The sequence below is a fragment of the Mycobacterium sp. NGS17 genome (assembly GCF_059813205.1).
Genome location: NZ_JCALED010000057.1, coordinates 1 through 271, shown reverse-complemented (window position 1 = coordinate 271; position 271 = coordinate 1). Strand labels below are relative to the sequence as shown.

The following is a 271-nucleotide window of genomic DNA, read 5'->3' as shown; positions in this document are numbered from 1 at the left end:
GCCCCGGTCTTGAGCACCCCCAGGATCGCGGTGATCGCCTGCACCGAACGCGACAACACCAGCGCCACACACTGTCCCGGGCCCGCACCGTGACCGGCCAACAGCGCCGCCACCCGATTCGAGGCCTCATCAAGCTCGCGATACGTCATCGAACCGCCCGCGCCCACCACCGCCACCGCCTCGCCGGCGCGCGCCACCTGCGCAGCGAACAGCACCGGGATCGACACCCCGCCACCCGGTCGGCCCAACACCGCCCGATTCCCCAACACCG

At 72.0% G+C, this 271-nt stretch carries 1 protein-coding gene; it reads right to left on the bottom strand.

Annotation, left to right across the window (positions count from 1 at the left end; genetic code table 11):
- Positions 1-271 (bottom strand): AMP-binding protein (locus tag AC5Y7E_RS24340; RefSeq protein WP_499950973.1); only part of this gene is annotated, 271 nt, incomplete at both ends.